This is a genomic window from Nonomuraea wenchangensis (assembly GCF_900111685.1).
Taxonomy (GTDB): Bacteria; Actinomycetota; Actinomycetes; order Streptosporangiales; family Streptosporangiaceae; genus Nonomuraea; species Nonomuraea wenchangensis.
Window position 1 is genome coordinate 107039 of the sequence record NZ_FOHX01000011.1, and the last position, 15800, is coordinate 122838.

At 72.2% G+C, this 15800-nt stretch carries 14 protein-coding genes; 6 read left to right on the forward strand and 8 right to left on the reverse strand.

What is annotated here, in order from left to right; translation table 11 throughout:
• Positions 1 to 40: 40 nt before the first annotated feature.
• The 5 genes from BMW85_RS29840 to BMW85_RS29860 all read right to left on the reverse strand — a co-directional run bounded on the left by BMW85_RS29840 (position 41) and on the right by BMW85_RS29860 (position 8451).
• Positions 41 to 1807 carry a glycoside hydrolase family 15 protein gene (locus BMW85_RS29840; RefSeq protein ID WP_091087994.1) on the reverse strand — a complete coding sequence of 589 codons (1767 nt, stop codon included), beginning with the start codon at positions 1805 to 1807 and terminating at the stop codon, positions 41 to 43.
• Positions 1808 to 1857: 50 nt separating this feature from the next.
• Positions 1858 to 2955 carry an enolase C-terminal domain-like protein gene (locus BMW85_RS29845; RefSeq protein WP_091087996.1) on the reverse strand — a complete coding sequence of 366 codons (1098 nt, stop codon included), beginning with the start codon at positions 2953 to 2955 and terminating at the stop codon, positions 1858 to 1860.
• Positions 2956 to 2994: 39 nt separating this feature from the next.
• Complete coding sequence (locus BMW85_RS50500; protein WP_218155976.1) at positions 2995 to 4389, reverse strand: FG-GAP repeat domain-containing protein; 1395 nt, start codon at positions 4387 to 4389, stop codon at positions 2995 to 2997.
• A gap of 54 nt (positions 4390 to 4443) precedes the next feature.
• Positions 4444 to 5820, reverse strand: a complete 1377-nt coding sequence (locus BMW85_RS29855) for a VCBS repeat domain-containing M23 family metallopeptidase (protein ID WP_091087999.1) — start codon at positions 5818 to 5820, stop codon at positions 4444 to 4446.
• A gap of 96 nt (positions 5821 to 5916) precedes the next feature.
• Positions 5917 to 8451, reverse strand: coding sequence for an ATP-binding protein (locus BMW85_RS29860; protein ID WP_177240948.1), 2535 nt, complete (start codon positions 8449 to 8451; stop codon positions 5917 to 5919).
• Positions 8452 to 8613: 162 nt separating this feature from the next.
• Here BMW85_RS29860 and BMW85_RS29865 point away from each other — a divergent pair, with 162 nt between their 5' ends.
• Genes BMW85_RS29865 through BMW85_RS29890 form a run of 6 tightly spaced genes read left to right on the forward strand, consistent with a single transcriptional unit; the run spans position 8614 to position 13411 of the window.
• On the forward strand, positions 8614 to 8811 hold the full coding sequence (locus tag BMW85_RS29865) for a hypothetical protein (protein WP_091088004.1): 198 nt from the start codon (positions 8614 to 8616) through the stop codon (positions 8809 to 8811).
• Entirely contained in the window at positions 8812 to 9333 is a 522-nt protein-coding gene (locus BMW85_RS29870; protein WP_091088007.1) for a MauE/DoxX family redox-associated membrane protein, read from the forward strand.
• A gap of 10 nt (positions 9334 to 9343) precedes the next feature.
• On the forward strand, positions 9344 to 9931 hold the full coding sequence (locus BMW85_RS29875; protein ID WP_143082439.1) for a TlpA family protein disulfide reductase: 588 nt from the start codon (positions 9344 to 9346) through the stop codon (positions 9929 to 9931).
• Between the two features lie 14 nt (positions 9932 to 9945).
• Positions 9946 to 11766 (forward strand): ABC transporter ATP-binding protein, encoded by a 1821-nt coding sequence (locus BMW85_RS29880; protein ID WP_245775145.1) that lies wholly within the window; start codon positions 9946 to 9948, stop codon positions 11764 to 11766.
• Positions 11763 to 12233, forward strand: a complete 471-nt coding sequence (gene lepB, locus BMW85_RS29885; RefSeq protein WP_091088013.1) for a signal peptidase I — start codon at positions 11763 to 11765, stop codon at positions 12231 to 12233. Before BMW85_RS29880 ends, lepB begins: the two co-directional genes overlap by 4 nt.
• The gene (locus tag BMW85_RS29890; protein ID WP_091088015.1) at positions 12230 to 13411 is read left to right on the forward strand and encodes a glycoside hydrolase family 26 protein; all 1182 of its coding nucleotides are present in this window, start codon (positions 12230 to 12232) and stop codon (positions 13409 to 13411) included. The genes lepB and BMW85_RS29890 overlap by 4 nt, the downstream gene beginning before the upstream one ends.
• Positions 13412 to 13426: 15 nt before the next feature.
• On the opposite strand, the gene BMW85_RS29895 is transcribed toward BMW85_RS29890, so the two are convergent.
• The 3 genes from BMW85_RS29895 to BMW85_RS29905 form a co-directional block, all read right to left on the reverse strand.
• Entirely contained in the window at positions 13427 to 13888 is a 462-nt protein-coding gene (locus BMW85_RS29895) for a DUF3592 domain-containing protein (RefSeq protein WP_091088016.1), read from the reverse strand.
• 64 nt (positions 13889 to 13952) lie between these two features.
• The gene (locus BMW85_RS29900) at positions 13953 to 14912 is read right to left on the reverse strand and encodes an alpha/beta fold hydrolase (protein ID WP_342743451.1); all 960 of its coding nucleotides are present in this window, start codon (positions 14910 to 14912) and stop codon (positions 13953 to 13955) included.
• 126 nt (positions 14913 to 15038) lie between these two features.
• The gene (locus BMW85_RS29905; protein ID WP_177240960.1) at positions 15039 to 15788 is read right to left on the reverse strand and encodes an amino acid ABC transporter ATP-binding protein; all 750 of its coding nucleotides are present in this window, start codon (positions 15786 to 15788) and stop codon (positions 15039 to 15041) included.
• Positions 15789 to 15800: the final 12 nt, after the last annotated feature.

Below are 15800 nucleotides of genomic sequence, written 5' to 3' on the forward strand. Positions count from 1 at the left end.
CCTGCTGGAGCGGAATGCTGACGAATACGGAAAGTGTTCGTCAGTCCGGGGCCAGGGCGGCGGCGGTGTTGATGACGGACACGTGGCTGTACGCCTGCGGGAAGTTGCCGGCCTGCCGGTGGCGGGCGGTGTCGTACTCCTCCGAGAGCAGCCCGACGTCGTTGCGCAGGCCGAGCAGCCGGTCGAACAGCTCACGCGCCTCCCGGCGGCGGCCCAGCATCGCCAGCGCGTCCGCCAGCCAGAACGAGCAGGCCAGGAACGTGCCCTCGCGGCCGGGCAGCCCGTCCACACCCTCCTGCTCGGGCCGGTAGCGCAGCACGAAACCGTCCTCCATCAGCTCGCGCCGGATCGCGTCCACGGTCCCGGCCACGCGCGGGTCGTCCGCCGGCAGGAAACCGAGGCGCGGGATGAGCAGCAGCGCGGCGTCCAGCCCGGTCGAGCCGTAGTACTGGGTGAAGGTGTTGCGGTCGGCGTCGTAGCCGCGCGCGCACACCTCTTCGTGGATCTCCGCGCGCAGCGCCCGCCACCGGTCCACCGGCCCGCCCAGCCCGTACGTCTCCACCGCCCTGATCATCCGGTCGGCGGCCACCCAGGTGAGGATCTTGGAGTGGGTGAACTGCCGGCGCGGGCCGCGCGTCTCCCACACCCCGTTGTCGGGCCGCCGCCAGGCGCCTTCGAGATAGTCCATGATGCTCCGCTGCAGGTCCCACGCCTCCTCCTCCACCGCGAGACCCGACCGCCTGGCGAGGTGCAGGCATTCGAGGGTCTCGCCGTAGACGTCGAGCTGGAACTGACCGGAGGCGGCGTTGCCGACGACGACCGGGGACGAGCCGTCGAAGCCGGGCAGCCAGTCCACCGTCCACTCGGGGATGCGCCGGGCTCCGTCGACGGTGTACATGATCTGCATGTCGGCCGGGTGACCGGCGACGGCGCGCAGCAGCCAGTCCCGCCAGGCGCGGGCCTCGGCGTCGTAACCGGCCGACATGAGCGCCTGGAGGGTGAACGTGGCGTCGCGCAGCCAGCAGTAGCGGTAGTCCCAGTTGCGGGAGCCGCCGAGCTGCTCGGGCAGGGAGGTGGTCGGGGCGGCGACGATCCCCCCGGTCGGCTCGTACGTGAGGGCCTTCAGCACCAGCAGGCTGTCGCGTACGGCGGAGCCGTCGGCGCTCCGGTGGTCGCACCGGCTGATCCAGTCGCGCCACATGTGCACGGTCGCGTCCAGGGACTCCCGCGCGTCCACGGCGTGCGGTCGCCGCAGCCACGAGTGCTGCCAGGTCAGCACGAACGCCGCCCGGTCGCCCGGCCCCACCGTGAACTCGGCCGTGGTGAGCCGGCCGTTCCCCTCCTGGCGCAGCGGGACGGGGGCGCGCAGCCAGGCGGCGTCGGGCCCGGCCACGGCGGCCAGGAGGCCGTGCTCGTGGCGCAGCCAGGGCTCGTCACGCCCGTAGTCGAAGCGGAGCGTCATCTCCATGCGCATCTCGACCCGGCCGCGTACGCCCTCGACGATGCGGACCACGTCGGGCGCCTGGCGGCGCGGCGGCATGAAGTCCAGGACCCGCACCGCGCCGCCGTCGCACTCCCACGTGCTCTCCAGGATCAGCGTGCCGTCCAGGTAGCGGCGGGAGGAGCAGGGGCCGCCGCCGGCCGGGGCCAGCAGCCACCGGCCCGCGTCGGGATCGGCGAGCAGGGCGGCGAAACAGGCGGGGGAGTCGAAGCGCGGCAGGCACAACCAGTCGACCGAACCGTCCCTGCCGACCAGGGCGGCGGTCTGCATGTCCCCGATGAGGGCGTAGTCCTCGATCCTCCGCATCCCCGTCACCTCCAGTCATCTCCCCGTCACCTCCAGGTCTCAGGCGGCTCTCAAGCAGTGCGGTACGGCCGCGCCGCGTCGGCGCGCAGGGTCAGGCCGTGCCCCGGTTCCCCCGTGGCCGGGGCGGCCAGCCCGCCGCTGGGATCGGCGGCCCCGTCGAACAGCTCGGCCTCGATGCGCTGATGGTCGTGGAACCACTCGATGTGCCGCAGGTTCGGCGTCGCGGCGGCGGCCGGCAGGTGCAGGTTCGGCGCGCAGTGCGCGGAGACCTCCAGGTTGTGCCCAGCCGCGATCGCGCAGGCGGCGAACCAGCCGGTGTAGCCGCCGCAGCGGGTCGCGTCCGCCTGGAGGCAGTCCACCGCCTCCGCCTGGCACATCCGGGTGAAGTACGCCGGGTCGCCGCCGTACTCGCCCGCGGCCACGTCGGCGCCGATCCGCTGCCGGACCTGCCGCAGGCCGGCCAGGTCGTCGGAGGAGACCGGCTCCTCGAACCAGCGCACGTCGTGCTCGCGCATCCGCTCGGCCTGCCGGACGGCCTGCTTGGCGGTGTAGCCGCCGTTGGCGTCGACGTACAGCTCGGCGTCGTCGCCGATGACCCGACGGGCCAGCGCGACCCGGCGCAGGTCCCGGGCGGCCCTGGTGCCCGACGACTCACCGATCTTGATCTTGACGCGGCCGATGCCCAGCTCGTGGACCCAGTGGGTGAGCTGCGCGGCGGTCACGGCGTCGTCGTAGGTGGTGAAGCCGCCCGACCCGTACAGCGGGACCCGTTCGCGGGCCGGCCCGAACAGTCCGGCCAGCGACGTCCCCAGCAGCCGCGCCTTGAGATCCCACAGAGCGACGTCGAGGGCGGAGACGGCGTACCCGGCGAGGCCGGGCCGTCCGGCGTTGCGCACCTGGCGGACCAGGGCGTCCCAGATCGCCGGGATCGCCAGCGCGTCCCTGCCCTCGACCACCGCGGCCAGCGCCTCGCCGACGAACCCGGCCGCCGCGGCGGGCGCGTACGTCCAGCCCGTCCCCGTCATGCCCTCGGCACGGACCATGGTGACGACCAGCGTCGTGGCGTCCCAGGCGAGCGTGCCGTCCCCTTCGGGCCGGTCGGTCGGCACGCGGTAGGCCGCGGCGGTCACCTGCTCGATCCTGCTCATGTGACGGGCTTCTACCCTGTCCGACCTCGGCAAACGAGGTCAGAAGACGGTGTCGAAGGCACCCCAGTTGTTGCCGATGGCGGCGCCGGTCCCCGACTTGAACCCGCCACTGCCGTTGCCGGCGTAAAGGTGAAGGTCCTTCGTCGCGGAGTTACGGACGATCACGTCGGCCTTCCCGTCACCGTTGAAGTCGCCCGGCGAGAAGATGACGTCGAACGCACCCCAGTTGTTACCGATCTCATCACCGGTCCCCGCCTTGAACCCACCACTCCCGTTGCCCAGGTAAAGGTGCAGGTCCTTCGTCGCGGAGTTACGGACGATCACGTCGGCCTTCCCGTCGCCGTTGAAGTCACCGGGCGAGAAGATGGTGTCGAAGGCGCCCCAGTTGTTGCCGACCACATCGCCGGTCCCCGCCTTGAACCCACCACTCCCGTTCCCGAGGTAGAGGTGCAGGTCCTTGGTCGCGGAGTTACGGGCGATCACGTCCGACTTGCCGTCACCGTTGAAGTCGCCCGGCGAGAAGATGGTGTCGAAGGCGCCCCAGTTGTTACCGACCACGTCACCCGTCCCCGCCTTGAAACCCCCGCTGCCGTTACCGAGGTAGAGGTGCAGGTCCTTCGTCGCGGAGTTACGCGCGATCACATCCGCCTTCCCGTCGCCGCTGAAGTCGCCCGGCGAGAAGATGATGTCGAACGCACCCCAGTTGTTACCGACCACATCACCGGTCCCCGCCTTGAAACCCCCACTGCCGTTCCCGAGATACAGATGCAGGTCCTTCGTCGAGGCGTTACGCGCGATGACATCGGCCTTCCCGTCGCCGCTGAAGTCGGGCTTCGAAAGCGCGGCGGAGACGGTGTCCACGATGATCTGGGCGTCGGCGGCCTGGACCTGGTAGAGATCCGGATAGGCGGACACCTGGACCGCCTGGCACACCTCGCCGACCGGAGCCGTCTTCCATCTGTCGCCGGGGTAGAGCCTGATCATCTTGTCGAGGAAGGCGTTGGTGGCCCACGTCGGGTTGAGGCGCTGTGTGCGCGTTCCCCAGGAGGCGCGCTGCTGGAACAGGCCGAGGCTGTCGTGGTCGACCTCCTCGCTGATGTTCTGGATGCTGGACTCCACGATGGTCGTGGCGATGGCGATCACCGCGGCCCGGGGGGCCAGGCCGCGGTCGCGCACGGCCTTGATCACCATCCGGGCGCAGGAGACCCGGTAGGCGGACATGTAGCCGCGCATCTTGGCCTTGAGCGTGCTGTTGAGCTGGGTGGCCAGAGCGGCGTCGGTCGAGGTGGTGCCGTTGGAGTCGCAGGCGGCGAGCTGGTAGGCGGCGTTGAGGCTCACGGTCGGCTCGGGTTCGGCCGCCATCGCCGGGTACGTGGATAAGCCGAGAGCGGTGATGACGGCCGCGGCCGTCGTGCCGAAAGGAGTTTTGCGCATGGGAGTCCTCCAAAGGGACCGGCGACGCGCGCCGGCCCCTGGTCGAAGTAAGGATCAGAAGATGGTGTCGAACGCGCCCCAGTTGGTACCGATCTGGTCGCCCGTCCCCGCCTTGAAGCCCCCGCTGCCGTTGCCGAGGTAGAGGTGCAGGTCCTTCGTCGAGGCGTTACGGACGATCACGTCGGCGTTCCCGTCGCCGCTGAAGTCACCCGGCGAGAAGATGACGTCGAACGCGCCCCAGTTGTTACCGACCACGTCGCCCGTCCCCGCCTTGAAGCCCCCGCTGCCGTTGCCGAGGTAGAGGTGCAGGTCCTTCGTCGAGGCGTTACGGACGATCACGTCGGCGTTCCCGTCGCCGCTGAAGTCACCGGGCGAGAAGATGGTGTCGAAGGCACCCCAGTTGTTGCCGATCGCGTCACCGGTCCCCGCCTTGAACCCGCCACTGCCGTTCCCCAGATACAGATGCAGGTCCTTCGTCGAGGAATTACGGGCGATGACATCCGCCTTGCCGTCACCGTTGAAGTCGCCCGGCGAGAAGATCTTGTCGAACGCGCCCCAGTTGTTGCCGATCGCATCACCGGTCCCCGCCTTGAAGCCGCCACTGCCGTTCCCCAGATAGAGGTGCAGATCCTTCGTCGAGGAATTACGGGCGATCACGTCGGCGTTCCCGTCACCGTTGAAGTCGCCCGGCGAGAAAATGACGTCGAACGCGCCCCAGTTGTTGCCGATCTGGTCGCCCGTCCCCGCCTTGAAGCCCCCGCTCCCGTTCCCCAGATACAGATGCAGATCCTTCGTCGAGGCGTTACGGGCGATGACATCGGCCTTGCCGTCGCCGCTGAAGTCGGTCCCCGAGGACCCTTGGCCGCAGTTGTTGCTGGTGACGTTGCGCCAGGTCTGGCTGTTGGCCGAGCCGTAGGTGACGCCGTTGAAGGTGGGCCTGACCCGTTCCGAGCCCGCGTACCCCCAGGTCGCCGAGCCGTTGCCGTCGGCGTCGTACCCCAGCTCGAAGTGCAGGTGGGGGTGGCCGTTGCTGGTGGGGCCGGTCGCGCCGACCCGGCCGATCGTCGATCCCATCTGCACCTTCGCGCCGACCGAGACGCTGCGGGACTGCAGGTGGAGGTACGTGGTGAAGTAGCCGCCGCCGTGGTCGATCTGGATCACGTTCCCGGCGTTGCTGTGGTAGAAGGACTGGTTCACCCTTCCGGCGGCCGGCGCGACGAGGAGTGCGCCGTTGGTCCCCTGCTGGTCGGGTTCCTTCACCATGTCGAGCGCGGGAGCGTGCGCCCAGGTGTCCAGCCGCCACTGTTGGCCGCAGGGGAAGGGGAGCTGGAGGTTGGGGGCGGCCATCGCCGGGGTCGCCGCGGCGACCAGGCCGAAGGCGGCGATGAGCGAGGTGGTGATCGCCGCCCTCACGGGCGTGCTTCTGAACATGACATTCCTCCTGGCGCGGATCGGACGCCCCTCATCGAATCCCGCGACAGGGACGCGGACCAGGACGTTCGACCTGACGTTCGACCTGACGCCAGGTCACACGGGCGGTGCCGGCATGCCTAGCCGGCACGCGAGGTCTGCCGCGGCGGGCGCTTGCAGCGCCTGGTAGATCTCGTACGCCTGCACGAGCAGCTCCCGCGTGGCGGGATCGCCCTGCTGCTCGGCGGCGTCCGCGAGGGCCACCAGCGTGCGCGCCTGGAGGGCGGGGACCTGCTCGTCGACCCAGTACTTCAGTGACCGGCGGAGGCGTTCGGCGGCGAGGGGGTTGCCCTGGCGGGCCTCGATCTCGCCCAGGCTCAGCTCGGTGAGCGCCAGTCCCCAGCGGTGCCCCTGTTCACGGAACAGCGCGGCGGCGGCGGTCAGCGCCTGCTGGACCTCCTCGAGCCGGTGCGGCTCGTGCGCCAGCGCCTCCCCCAGCACGCGCAGGCTCTGCGCGGTGCCGATCAGGTCGCCGATCTGCTCGAAGATCGTGGCCGCCTCCCGGGCCGCCGCCTGCGCCTGCCGGTGCCGGTCGCAGGCCCGCAGTGCGCCGGAGAGGCCCCGCAGGGCGTACGCCTCGGTGAACCGCGCGCCGCACGAGCGGGCGATGCTGAGCGCGGAGGTGATGACGTCGACCGCCTCGTCCGTTTCGCCCCGTTCGCGCAGCACGAATCCGAGGCTTGTGAGCGCGAGGGCCCTGGCGAGCGGCAGGTCGGCCTGTCCCAGCCGTTCGGCGGCGGTACGCAGCTCGGCCTCCGCCTCCTGGACCCGGCCGATGAGGCTCAGCATGAAGCCGATCTCCTTGCCGGCGAGGGCGGAGCCGGCCGGGTCGCCGATCTCTTCCGCCAGCGCCCGCGCGGAGTTCAGTGCCGACATGGCGGCCTTCGGATCGTCGAGCTCGATGAGGCAGCTGCCGAGCCCGCGCAGCATCGTCGCCTCGCCCGCGCGGTCGTCGGCGCGCTGGCAGGCGGCCTGCGCCACGCTCATGGCCCGCCGCCAGTCGTCGTAGTAGCCCCGCAGCTCGTAGAAGTCGGCGCTGCAGCCGGCCAGGCAGCGCGCGGTCGCGGCGAGACCCGCCTCCGCGCAGGCCGACACCAGCACGGCCAGTGCCTCCCGCTCGGCCTCGAACCACTCGACGGGGCGTTCGGCGACGGCGGCGGCGGCCCGCTGGTCGGTGACGGCCGCCGGATGGTCCCTGTCGTCGAGGTAGAAGCGCAGGCAGTCGAGGTGGTCCTGCGCGTGCCTGGCCATGGCCAGCCAGCCGGTGGCGGCGCGGGCCAGCGCCGCGGTCCACTCGGATCGGGGGATCGTGGCTTCGCGCCGCTCGCGCGCGTACAGCCGGGTGATGTCGTGGAAGCGGTATCGCGGCTGGCCGGCCCGGTCGGAGCCGAGCGCCTCCAGCAGCCGCGCGTCGAGCAGCTCTTCGAGTACGGCGGTTCCCGCGGCGGGATCGACGCCCAGCAGGGCGGCCACCGCCCATTCGGGGAAGGACGGCACCCCCAGCTCGCCGAGCAGCGCGAACGCCCGGGCGGCGGTGGGGGTGAGCCCTTCGTGGGCGAGGTGCAGCCCCGGGCGTACGGCCAGGTCCCCGTGGCGCAGCTCGTTGAGTCGTCTGCGTTCGTCGGCCAGCCGCTCGTTGAGCGCCTCGACGCTCCAGTGCGGACGCGCGGCCAGCCGCGCCCCGGCGATCCGGACGGCCAGGGGCAGTCCGCCGCACGCCGAGACCAGCTCGTCGGCCGCCGCGGGCTCCGCACGTACCCGGTCCTCGCCGGCCACCTGGGAGAGCAACCGGACGGCCGTCGGGCCGGACAGCGGCCGCAGGTCGATGGAGGTCACCCCAGGCAGGCCGGTCAGGGGTAATCGGCTGGTGACCACCATCGCGACGCCCTTGGCCGGCAGGAGCTGCTCCACCTGGCGGTAGCCGCCGGCGTCATCGACGACGAGGAGCACCCGCTGTACGGCCAGCCGGTCCCGGAACAGCGCGGCGCGCGCGTCCACGCCCACGGGCAGGGCCGAGCCGTCCACGCCGAGCGCCCGCAGCCACTGGGCGAGCACGTCGGCGGGGTCGACGGGGTCGGCGGTGCCGCCGCGCAGCGTCGCGTAGAGCTGCCCGTCGGGGAACCACGACGCGAACCGATGCCCCGCGTGCACGGCCAGGGCCGTCTTGCCGACGCCGGGCGGCCCGGAGAGCACCGCCAGCCTCGCGTTGTGGTTGCCCGGGTCGAGCACCGAGGCCAGGAGGGCGAGCTCGTCGTCGCGGCCGACGAAGTCGGGTGCGTCCGCGGGGAGTTGCCGGCACGTCGAGCCGGCGTCGGGGACGCTCTCGCCCGCGGGGTCGCGGTCCGTCCGGCCGGTACGGCTCGCCCAGAACAGCGTGTGACCGGCCGCGATGAACTCCTCCCGCTCCTCACCCTCCAGGTCGAGCGCCGTGGCCAGTTGCTCCAGCGAACGGGGGCGCGGACTGCGGCCACGGCCCCGTTCCAGTTCGGCGACCGAGCGGGAGCTGATGCCCGCACGCTCGGCGAGCGCTTCTTGGGTGAGTTGGCGGCGGAGCCGGTGGGATCGAAGCAGTACGCCGAACGCATCCCCCACGTTTGCGCCTCCCGTGTTGGCGGCTGTGAGGGCCACACCATACGTCGTGATCAACGTCCGGCTCAACGTCAGGGCGAACGTCATGGTGCGGGATTCGGACGTCCGCTTTGCTGAGGACGGCCGGGCCGCGCTGGGCGGCCGGCCGCACGTAAGGAGGGTCACATGACCCGCATGATCACCGGTTTCACCGACCGCCTCGTCGGCGCACTCGTCCCGAAGGCGCAGGCGCGTGCCGCGAGCTGCGACATCCTGTTCTGCTACTGCAAGGGTGTCTACCTGTACCAGCGGAAGCGGTGCCTGCGCGTCGACGGCACCTACGAGTGGGGCCCCTGCAACATTGTGACCAAGGGCGCCTGCTGAGTGACGTTCTCTGTTGTGGTGTGCCAGGGCCTGCTCGTGGTGGTCTTCCTCGCCTCCGCGGCGAGCAAGCTGCGCAGCGGGCGGGCCCTGCGCGCCCTGGCGACGTCCCTGACCGCGATGCGGCTGGTCGGCCGCTCGCGGGCGACCGCCGTCGCCGCCGCCCTCGCCGTCTCCGAGGGCGGCGTCGCGGTGCTGCTGGCGGTCCCGTCCACCCGGCGGGCCGGTTTCGCCGCCGCGGTCGTCCTGCTCGCGGTGCTCACCGCGGGAGTGGCGGTGGTGCTCAGGCGCGGCAGCGAGGTGCCGTGCCGCTGCTTCGGCGCTTCGCCCGCCCCGCTGAGCGTCCGGCATCTGCTGCGCAACCTCCTGCTCACCGCCGCCGCGCTGGCCGGTCTGACGCTGCCGGCGGGCTCCCTGACCCTGGCGGGATGGCTCATCGCCCTCCTCGCAGGTGGCCTGGCCGGCGTGATCCTCACCTTGCTGGACGACCTGGTCGAGCTTTTCCTGCCCGTTCCGACCTCCTAGAGGAGACTCGATGGCATATGTGGTCGCGGCCCTGGTTCTCGTCGGCCTGATGAGCGCCCTCAACCTGTTGCTCGTCGTCGGCGTCGTACGTCGGTTGCGCGAGCACTCCGCGGAGCTGGCCGCCCTGCGGAGCGGCGGGACCGCCGCGGACGCGGGCGCGCTCTCGTCGTTCGGTGAGGTCGCGCTCCGCGACGGCTCGCCGGTCGGCGCGTTCACCGCCGTCGCGGTGGAAGGCGAGCCGGTCACCCTCGGGACGTTCGGCGACCGCCCGCTGGTCGGCTTCTTCTCCCCCGGTTGTGCGCCGTGCGAGGAGCAGTTGCCCGCCTTCGTGGAGTTCGCGGCGAACCGGCCGGGAGACCGTGACACGCGGCTGGCCGTCGTCGTGGGCGCCGGCGAGGAGACCGCGGAGACCGTCGAACGTCTCAGCCCGGTCGCCACGGTGGTGGTGGAGCCCGACGGCGGGCCGGTGCAGCAGGCGTTCGGAGTGACCGGGTTCCCGGCCTTCATCCTGGTGTCGGACGGCCTGGTGGCCGCGTCGCACTACCAGCTCCACGCCCTCGCCGACCGGGACGCCGCCGCCCTGCCGGCCGCGGGTTGAGACTCACCGCTCCGATGTCACCACATGTCGCCAGGCGGGCGTTGTCGCTCGCTCGACACGCCGCTCCCGCGCAGGCCACGGCCTACCTGGGGCTGTCCCTCCTCAGCGGGCTGGCCCCGCCGACGGCCGCGTGGCTGACGAAGTTCATGATCGATCAGCTCGTGGCCGGCCAGGTGCGGTGGCTGGACGTGCTCGGGCTGACCGCCGCGCTGGTCGCCGTCGGGGTAGCCGTCGCGTTCGTCCCGCACGCCGTCCGCTATCTGCAGGCGGAGACGGGCCGGCGGGTGCAGCTGCTGGCCAACTCCCGGCTGTACGCCGCGGTGGACCGTTTCGTCGGCCTGCGCCGTTTCGAGGACCCCGCGTTCCTCGACCGCCTGCAGATCGCCAGGTCGAGCGGCGTGAGCGGCCCTGGCGACGTGCTGGACGGCAGCCTCGGCGCGGTCCAGGCCGTGGTCACGGTCAGCGGCTTCGCGGGCACCCTGCTCGTGCTCGACCCCTGGATCGCCGTCGCGGTCGTGCTCGCCGCCGTCCCGGCCCTGCTGGCCGAGATCGCACTCAGCAGGCGGCGGGTCGCGATGGTGACCGAGATCGGCCAGGCCGAACGCCGGGAGCTGTTCTACTCCGGCCTGCTGACCGATCCGAGGACCGCGAAGGAGCTGCGGCTGTTCGGCGCCGGCCCGTACCTCTGGCGTCGCATGGCGGCGGAGATCAGGACGATCAACGACGCGCACCGCAGGATCGACCGGCGGCGGCTTGCCGTCCAGGGCGGGCTGGCCGTGCTGGGTGCGACGGTGGCGGGCGCGCTGCTGCTGTGGGTGGTCCGCTCGGCCGTGGCGGGGACGCTGACGGTCGGCGACGTGGCGCTCGTGGTCGCCGCGGTCGGCGCCGTCCAGGGAGCCCTCGCCAACCTGGTCACCGAGGTGGTGTGCGTGCACCAGGCGCTGGCGCTCTTCGAGCGTTACCTGGCCGTGGTCGACGCCGGCCCGGACCTGCCGGTCCGCGAGGACCCGACGCCGGCCGCGCCGCTGCGGCGCGGCATCGAGCTGCGCGACGTGTGGTTCCGCTACGCCGACGACCAGCCCTGGGTGCTGAGCGGGGTGAGTCTCACGCTCCCCGCCGGGCGAGCGACCGCCGTCGTCGGGCTCAACGGCGCGGGCAAGACCACGCTGATCAAGCTGCTGTGCCGCTTCTACGACCCGACCCGCGGGGCGATCCTCTGGGACGGCGTCGACCTGCGGGACCTCGACCCCGTGGAGCTGCGGCGCCGGGTCAGGGCCGTCTTCCAGGACGCGACCGCCTACGACCTCACAGCCAGGGAGAACATCGGCATCGGAGACCTGACCGCGTTGTCCGATCCTCCCCGGATCGAGCGCGCGGCGCGGCAGGCCGACGTGCACGAGGTCATCGCCAGGCTCCGGCACGGCTACGAGACGATGCTCACCCGGATCTTCTACTCGGAGGCCGACCGGGCCGACCCGGACACCGGGGTGGTCCTGTCCGGCGGACAGTGGCAGCGGCTGTCGATCGCCCGCGGTCTCGTGCTCGACAGGCCGGACCTTCTCGTGCTCGACGAACCGAGCTCCGCCCTCGACGCGGAGGCGGAGCACGGGGTGCACGCCCGGCTCAGGGCGCACAGGAGCGGGCTGACCAGCGTGCTCATCTCGCACCGCCTGGGCGTCGTACGGGAGGCCGACCTGATCGTCGTCCTCTCCGGCGGCCGGATCGTCGAGCGCGGCACCCACGCCGACCTGCTGGCGCACGACGGGGAGTACGCGCGGCTCTTCGCGCTCCAGGCGGCCGGCTACCGCACCGCCGACCCGGAGACGGTCGCATGACCACCGTCCTCGCCGGGGCCTGTGGCCTGGCGCTCGCCGTGCTCGCGGTCGTCGTGCTCCGGCGGCGCGTCGTGGTGGTGTCGGTCAACGGGCCCAGCATGGCGCCGACCCTCCGGCACGGAGACCGGGTGCTGGTACGGCGGACTCCCGGGGAGACGCCGGCCAGGGGCGACATCGTGGTGGTCAGCGAGCCGGGACCGTGCCGGCCGGGAGCGCCGGCGGGCGCTTCCGACCCGTCGCTGGTGGTCAAGCGGGTCGTGGCGGTGGCGGGCGACGCGGAGCCCGCCTTCCTGCCCGACTGGGCGCGGCGGCCTGAGGGCGTCGTACGCGCCGGAGAACTCATCGTCCTGGGCGACAACCCCGAGTCGAGCTGGGACTCCCGTCAGTTCGGGGCGGTGCGCGCCGAGCGGGTGCTCGGCGTGGTGCTCCGCCCACTCAGAAGTCATCAGAAAGGGAAACGATCGTGAAGCGAATCATCGCGGCCGCGGCCGCGGCCGGTGCCGTGCTGGCCGGCCTCCAGGCGCCGGCCCACGCGGACACCCCCACCATTTTCGGCTCTTCCGTCTATCAGGCGCCGGGCCAGACGTTCACGCAGGCGCTGGCGGCCACCGACGCCGCGTACGGCAAGCCCCCGGCGCTGCGGGTCTTCTACTCCGGCGCCCCCGGGGCCTGGACCGACGCGAAGCTCAACACCCCGGGCCGGACGACCATCGTGTCGTTCAAGTACTCGCCGAAGGACGTGCTGGCCGGCAAGCACGACGCCCATCTGCGTTCGTGGTTCGCGAGCGCGCCCCGGGACCGCGACGTCTTCTGGTGCTTCTACCACGAGCCCGAGAACGAGATCGAGGACGGGGTCTTCACCGCGGCGGACTACAGGGCGGCGTGGAGACGCATCGACGGCCTCGCCGACGAGGCCGGGAACGCGCGGCTGTCCGCCACCACGATCCTGATGGACTGGACGCTCACCCCGGCCAGCGGCCGGCGCTGGCAGGACTACTACCCCGGCTCCCAGTACGTCGACGTCATGGCCTGGGACGTCTACGGCTTCAACGAGGCGAACTCCGAGACGATGGCCGCCCACAACGCGGCCCGTCCTGGCCTGGAGGTCGCCCGGTCGCAGGGCAAGCCGTACGCCGTCGCGGAGCTCGGGGTGCGGGACCACGCCAACCGTCCGGCGATGCTCCGCGACATCGCGAAGTGGATGCGGAACACGGCCGGCGCACGCTTCGTCACGTACTTCGACGCGTACGGCTGGCCGGAGTACGCCCTGGACGGCGACGAGGCGAGCGCGCGGTCGTGGCGCGAGGCGGTGACCGGCACGCTGTTCGCCGGCACTCCGGCGATGACCACCACCGCCGGCCCGGCGGCGCCGACCTCGACCTCGATCGAGTGGACGACCCGGGTCGATCCCGCTGGGAAGAGCGGGTGGGTGTCGTGCGCGTCGTGGACCCCCGCGACCGGCGGCAACTTCTCGGAGGGACCGCGGCGCCGCGTCAGCGGCAATCCCGAGACGATCACGTGCGCGAGAGCGGGCCTCCTGCCGAAGACGGCGTACCGGGCCCGGCTCAAGTGGTGGGACGCCGAGACCGGCGGAACGGTGCTCCACACGAGCAACACCGTGGACCAGACGACCGCCCCTGCGTAGGCACGGGTTCGCCGGTCAGCGCTTCTTGGCGCTCCGCCGTCCGAGGACGAGCAGGACCGTGCCGATCGGGGCGAACAGCAGGCCCAGCCCGCCGGTGATCACCGGGCCCAGGAACGCCGACCAGAACGTGGAGATCCGCGCGTCGGCCGGGTCGTCGGGGTCGTAGGCGACGGGCACGCCTTCGCCCTCCGTGTAGGCCGGTGGGTTGCTGCCGGTGGAGCTCTGGAACGAGTACCGCCTGCCGCCGGCGGTGAACTCCACGGTCGGGTACCACGTGGTGCTGCGGCGCAGATAGCCGTCGGAATCCCGTGACGTGGTGGTCCGCGCGGTCAGCCCGGTCACGGTCCCCTCCGTCCGCTGGGCCGAGGCCAGGAAGCTCGCCGTGGAGGCGGCCATCGCGATGGTGACGCCGAGCAGGACCAGTCCGGCCAGCGCGAAGATCGCGCCGATGAGGGTGAGGGGCCGTCCGTTGTGCATGGGACGAGTGTCCCAATACGCACGGCTTTCGTCGCCCCGGCGGTGAGCGCGGAGCAGCGGCCCGTCAGGCGTGGGGGCGGGCGGCGGCGGCGACGCGCTGGATGGCCTGGACGGCGAGGCCGGGCTGGTCGAGGTAGATGTAGTGCTCGCTCTTCGTGGCCGTGCTCAGCTTGGCGCGGCCGGACAGGGCGAGCCACTTGCGCTGGCCGGCGGACCAGGCCCGCTCCAGGCGGGGGCCGTACTGGGGGACGGCCGCGAGGTACTGCTTCCCGTGCTTGACGACCTCCACGGGGATGTTCCCTGCCGAGCGCACCTTGCCGTCGGCGATGACCAGCTTCTCCGGGTTGCCGCCCTTGAAGACGGCGAGGTTCTGCGCGCGCAGCTCGGCCGCCGGGCCCTTGGCCGACGCCGGGATGGCCTTCTTGACGTCGGCGAGCATCGTCGGCGACGTGGCGTCCAGCAGCACCAGGCCCTTGACCCGGTCGCGGTGGTCAGGGGCGTACCTGGCGGCGATCAGGCCGCCGAGCGAGTGCCCGGCGAGCACCACCGGCCGGTCGCCGGCGACCCGGTCGAGCACCCCGGTGAGGGTCTTCCCGACGGCGGCGAAGTCCTGCGGGCCGGCGGGGGCGTCGCTCGCGCCGGCGCCGAGCCGGTCGTAGGAGCAGACCCTGTTCCGGCCGCTCAGGGTCTTCTGGAGCGGGGCCAGCTTGTCCAGCCCGTCGCCCATCCCGGCCAGCAGGACGATGACCGGCTCCCCCTTCGCCGAGCGGCCCGAGCAGGACACGTTCACCGTCCGGCCGGCGACCTTGATCTTCGCCGGCCCGGAGGCGGCGGCGAAGGGGTCCCAGTTCTCCAGCTCGGTGCTCGCGAACGGGTCCCACTCGGCCGCCGACGCGGCCGGGGCCCCGGCGATCCCCACGCCGACGACGGTGCAGCACAGGGCGGCCACGGCGGTTGCCTTGAACGTGCGGAGCATGGTGTCCTCCAGGTGATCTCGGGAAGCGGTCCGAACCGCTGCTGTCACGTCGAGAACGTTAGGGAACGGGCGCCCCTCGGGTCGTCACCGCACGGTGGACATCCGCCGGTAGCTCTCACGGGGGACAGCCGCGCCTGCACGCCGTCGCGGACCGCCCCCGTGTGTGGCCGGCGATCAGCCGGCCTTCTCCCGCTGGCTGAGGACGCTGGACAGGAACGCCCTGGTCCGTTCGTGGCCGGGGTTGGCGACCAGCTCGGCGGGCGGGCCGCTCTCGACCACGACGCCGTCGGCGAAGAACGTCAGCCGGTCGCCGACCTCCCTCGCGAAGGCGATCTCGTGGGTGACCACGACCATCGTCATGCCGTCGGCGGCGAGGCCGCGCATGACCTCCAGCACCTCGTCCACCAGCTCCGGGTCCAGCGCCGACGTGGGCTCGTCGAACAACATCAGCTCGGGGCTCATCGCCAGCGCCCTGGCGATGGCGACGCGCTGCTGCTGGCCGCCGGAGAGCTGGTGGGGCCGCTTGTGCGCGTGCTCGGCGAGCCCCACCCGCTCCAGGTGGTCCATCGCCGTCCGCCGCGCCTGCTCGGCGGGCAGGCCGAGGACGTGGACGGGGGCGCAGGCCACGTTCTCCAGCGCGCTCTGGTGGGCGAACAGGTTGAAGCGCTGGAACACCATGCCGATCCTGCGGCGGAAGGAGGCGAACTCCTTGGGCGACCACGGCCGGTAGCGGCCCTCGCGGAGGCTGTAGCCGACCTCCTCGCCGAGCACCCGCAGGCTGCCGCCGAGCACCGGCTCCAGCCCGTTGACGCAGCGCAGGAAGGTCGACTTGCCCGACCCCGACGGCCCGATGACGCAGCTCACCTCGCCGGGCGCGACGGCGAAGTCCACGCCGTTGAGCACCTGCGTGTCGCCGTAGCTCATGCGCACGCCCGT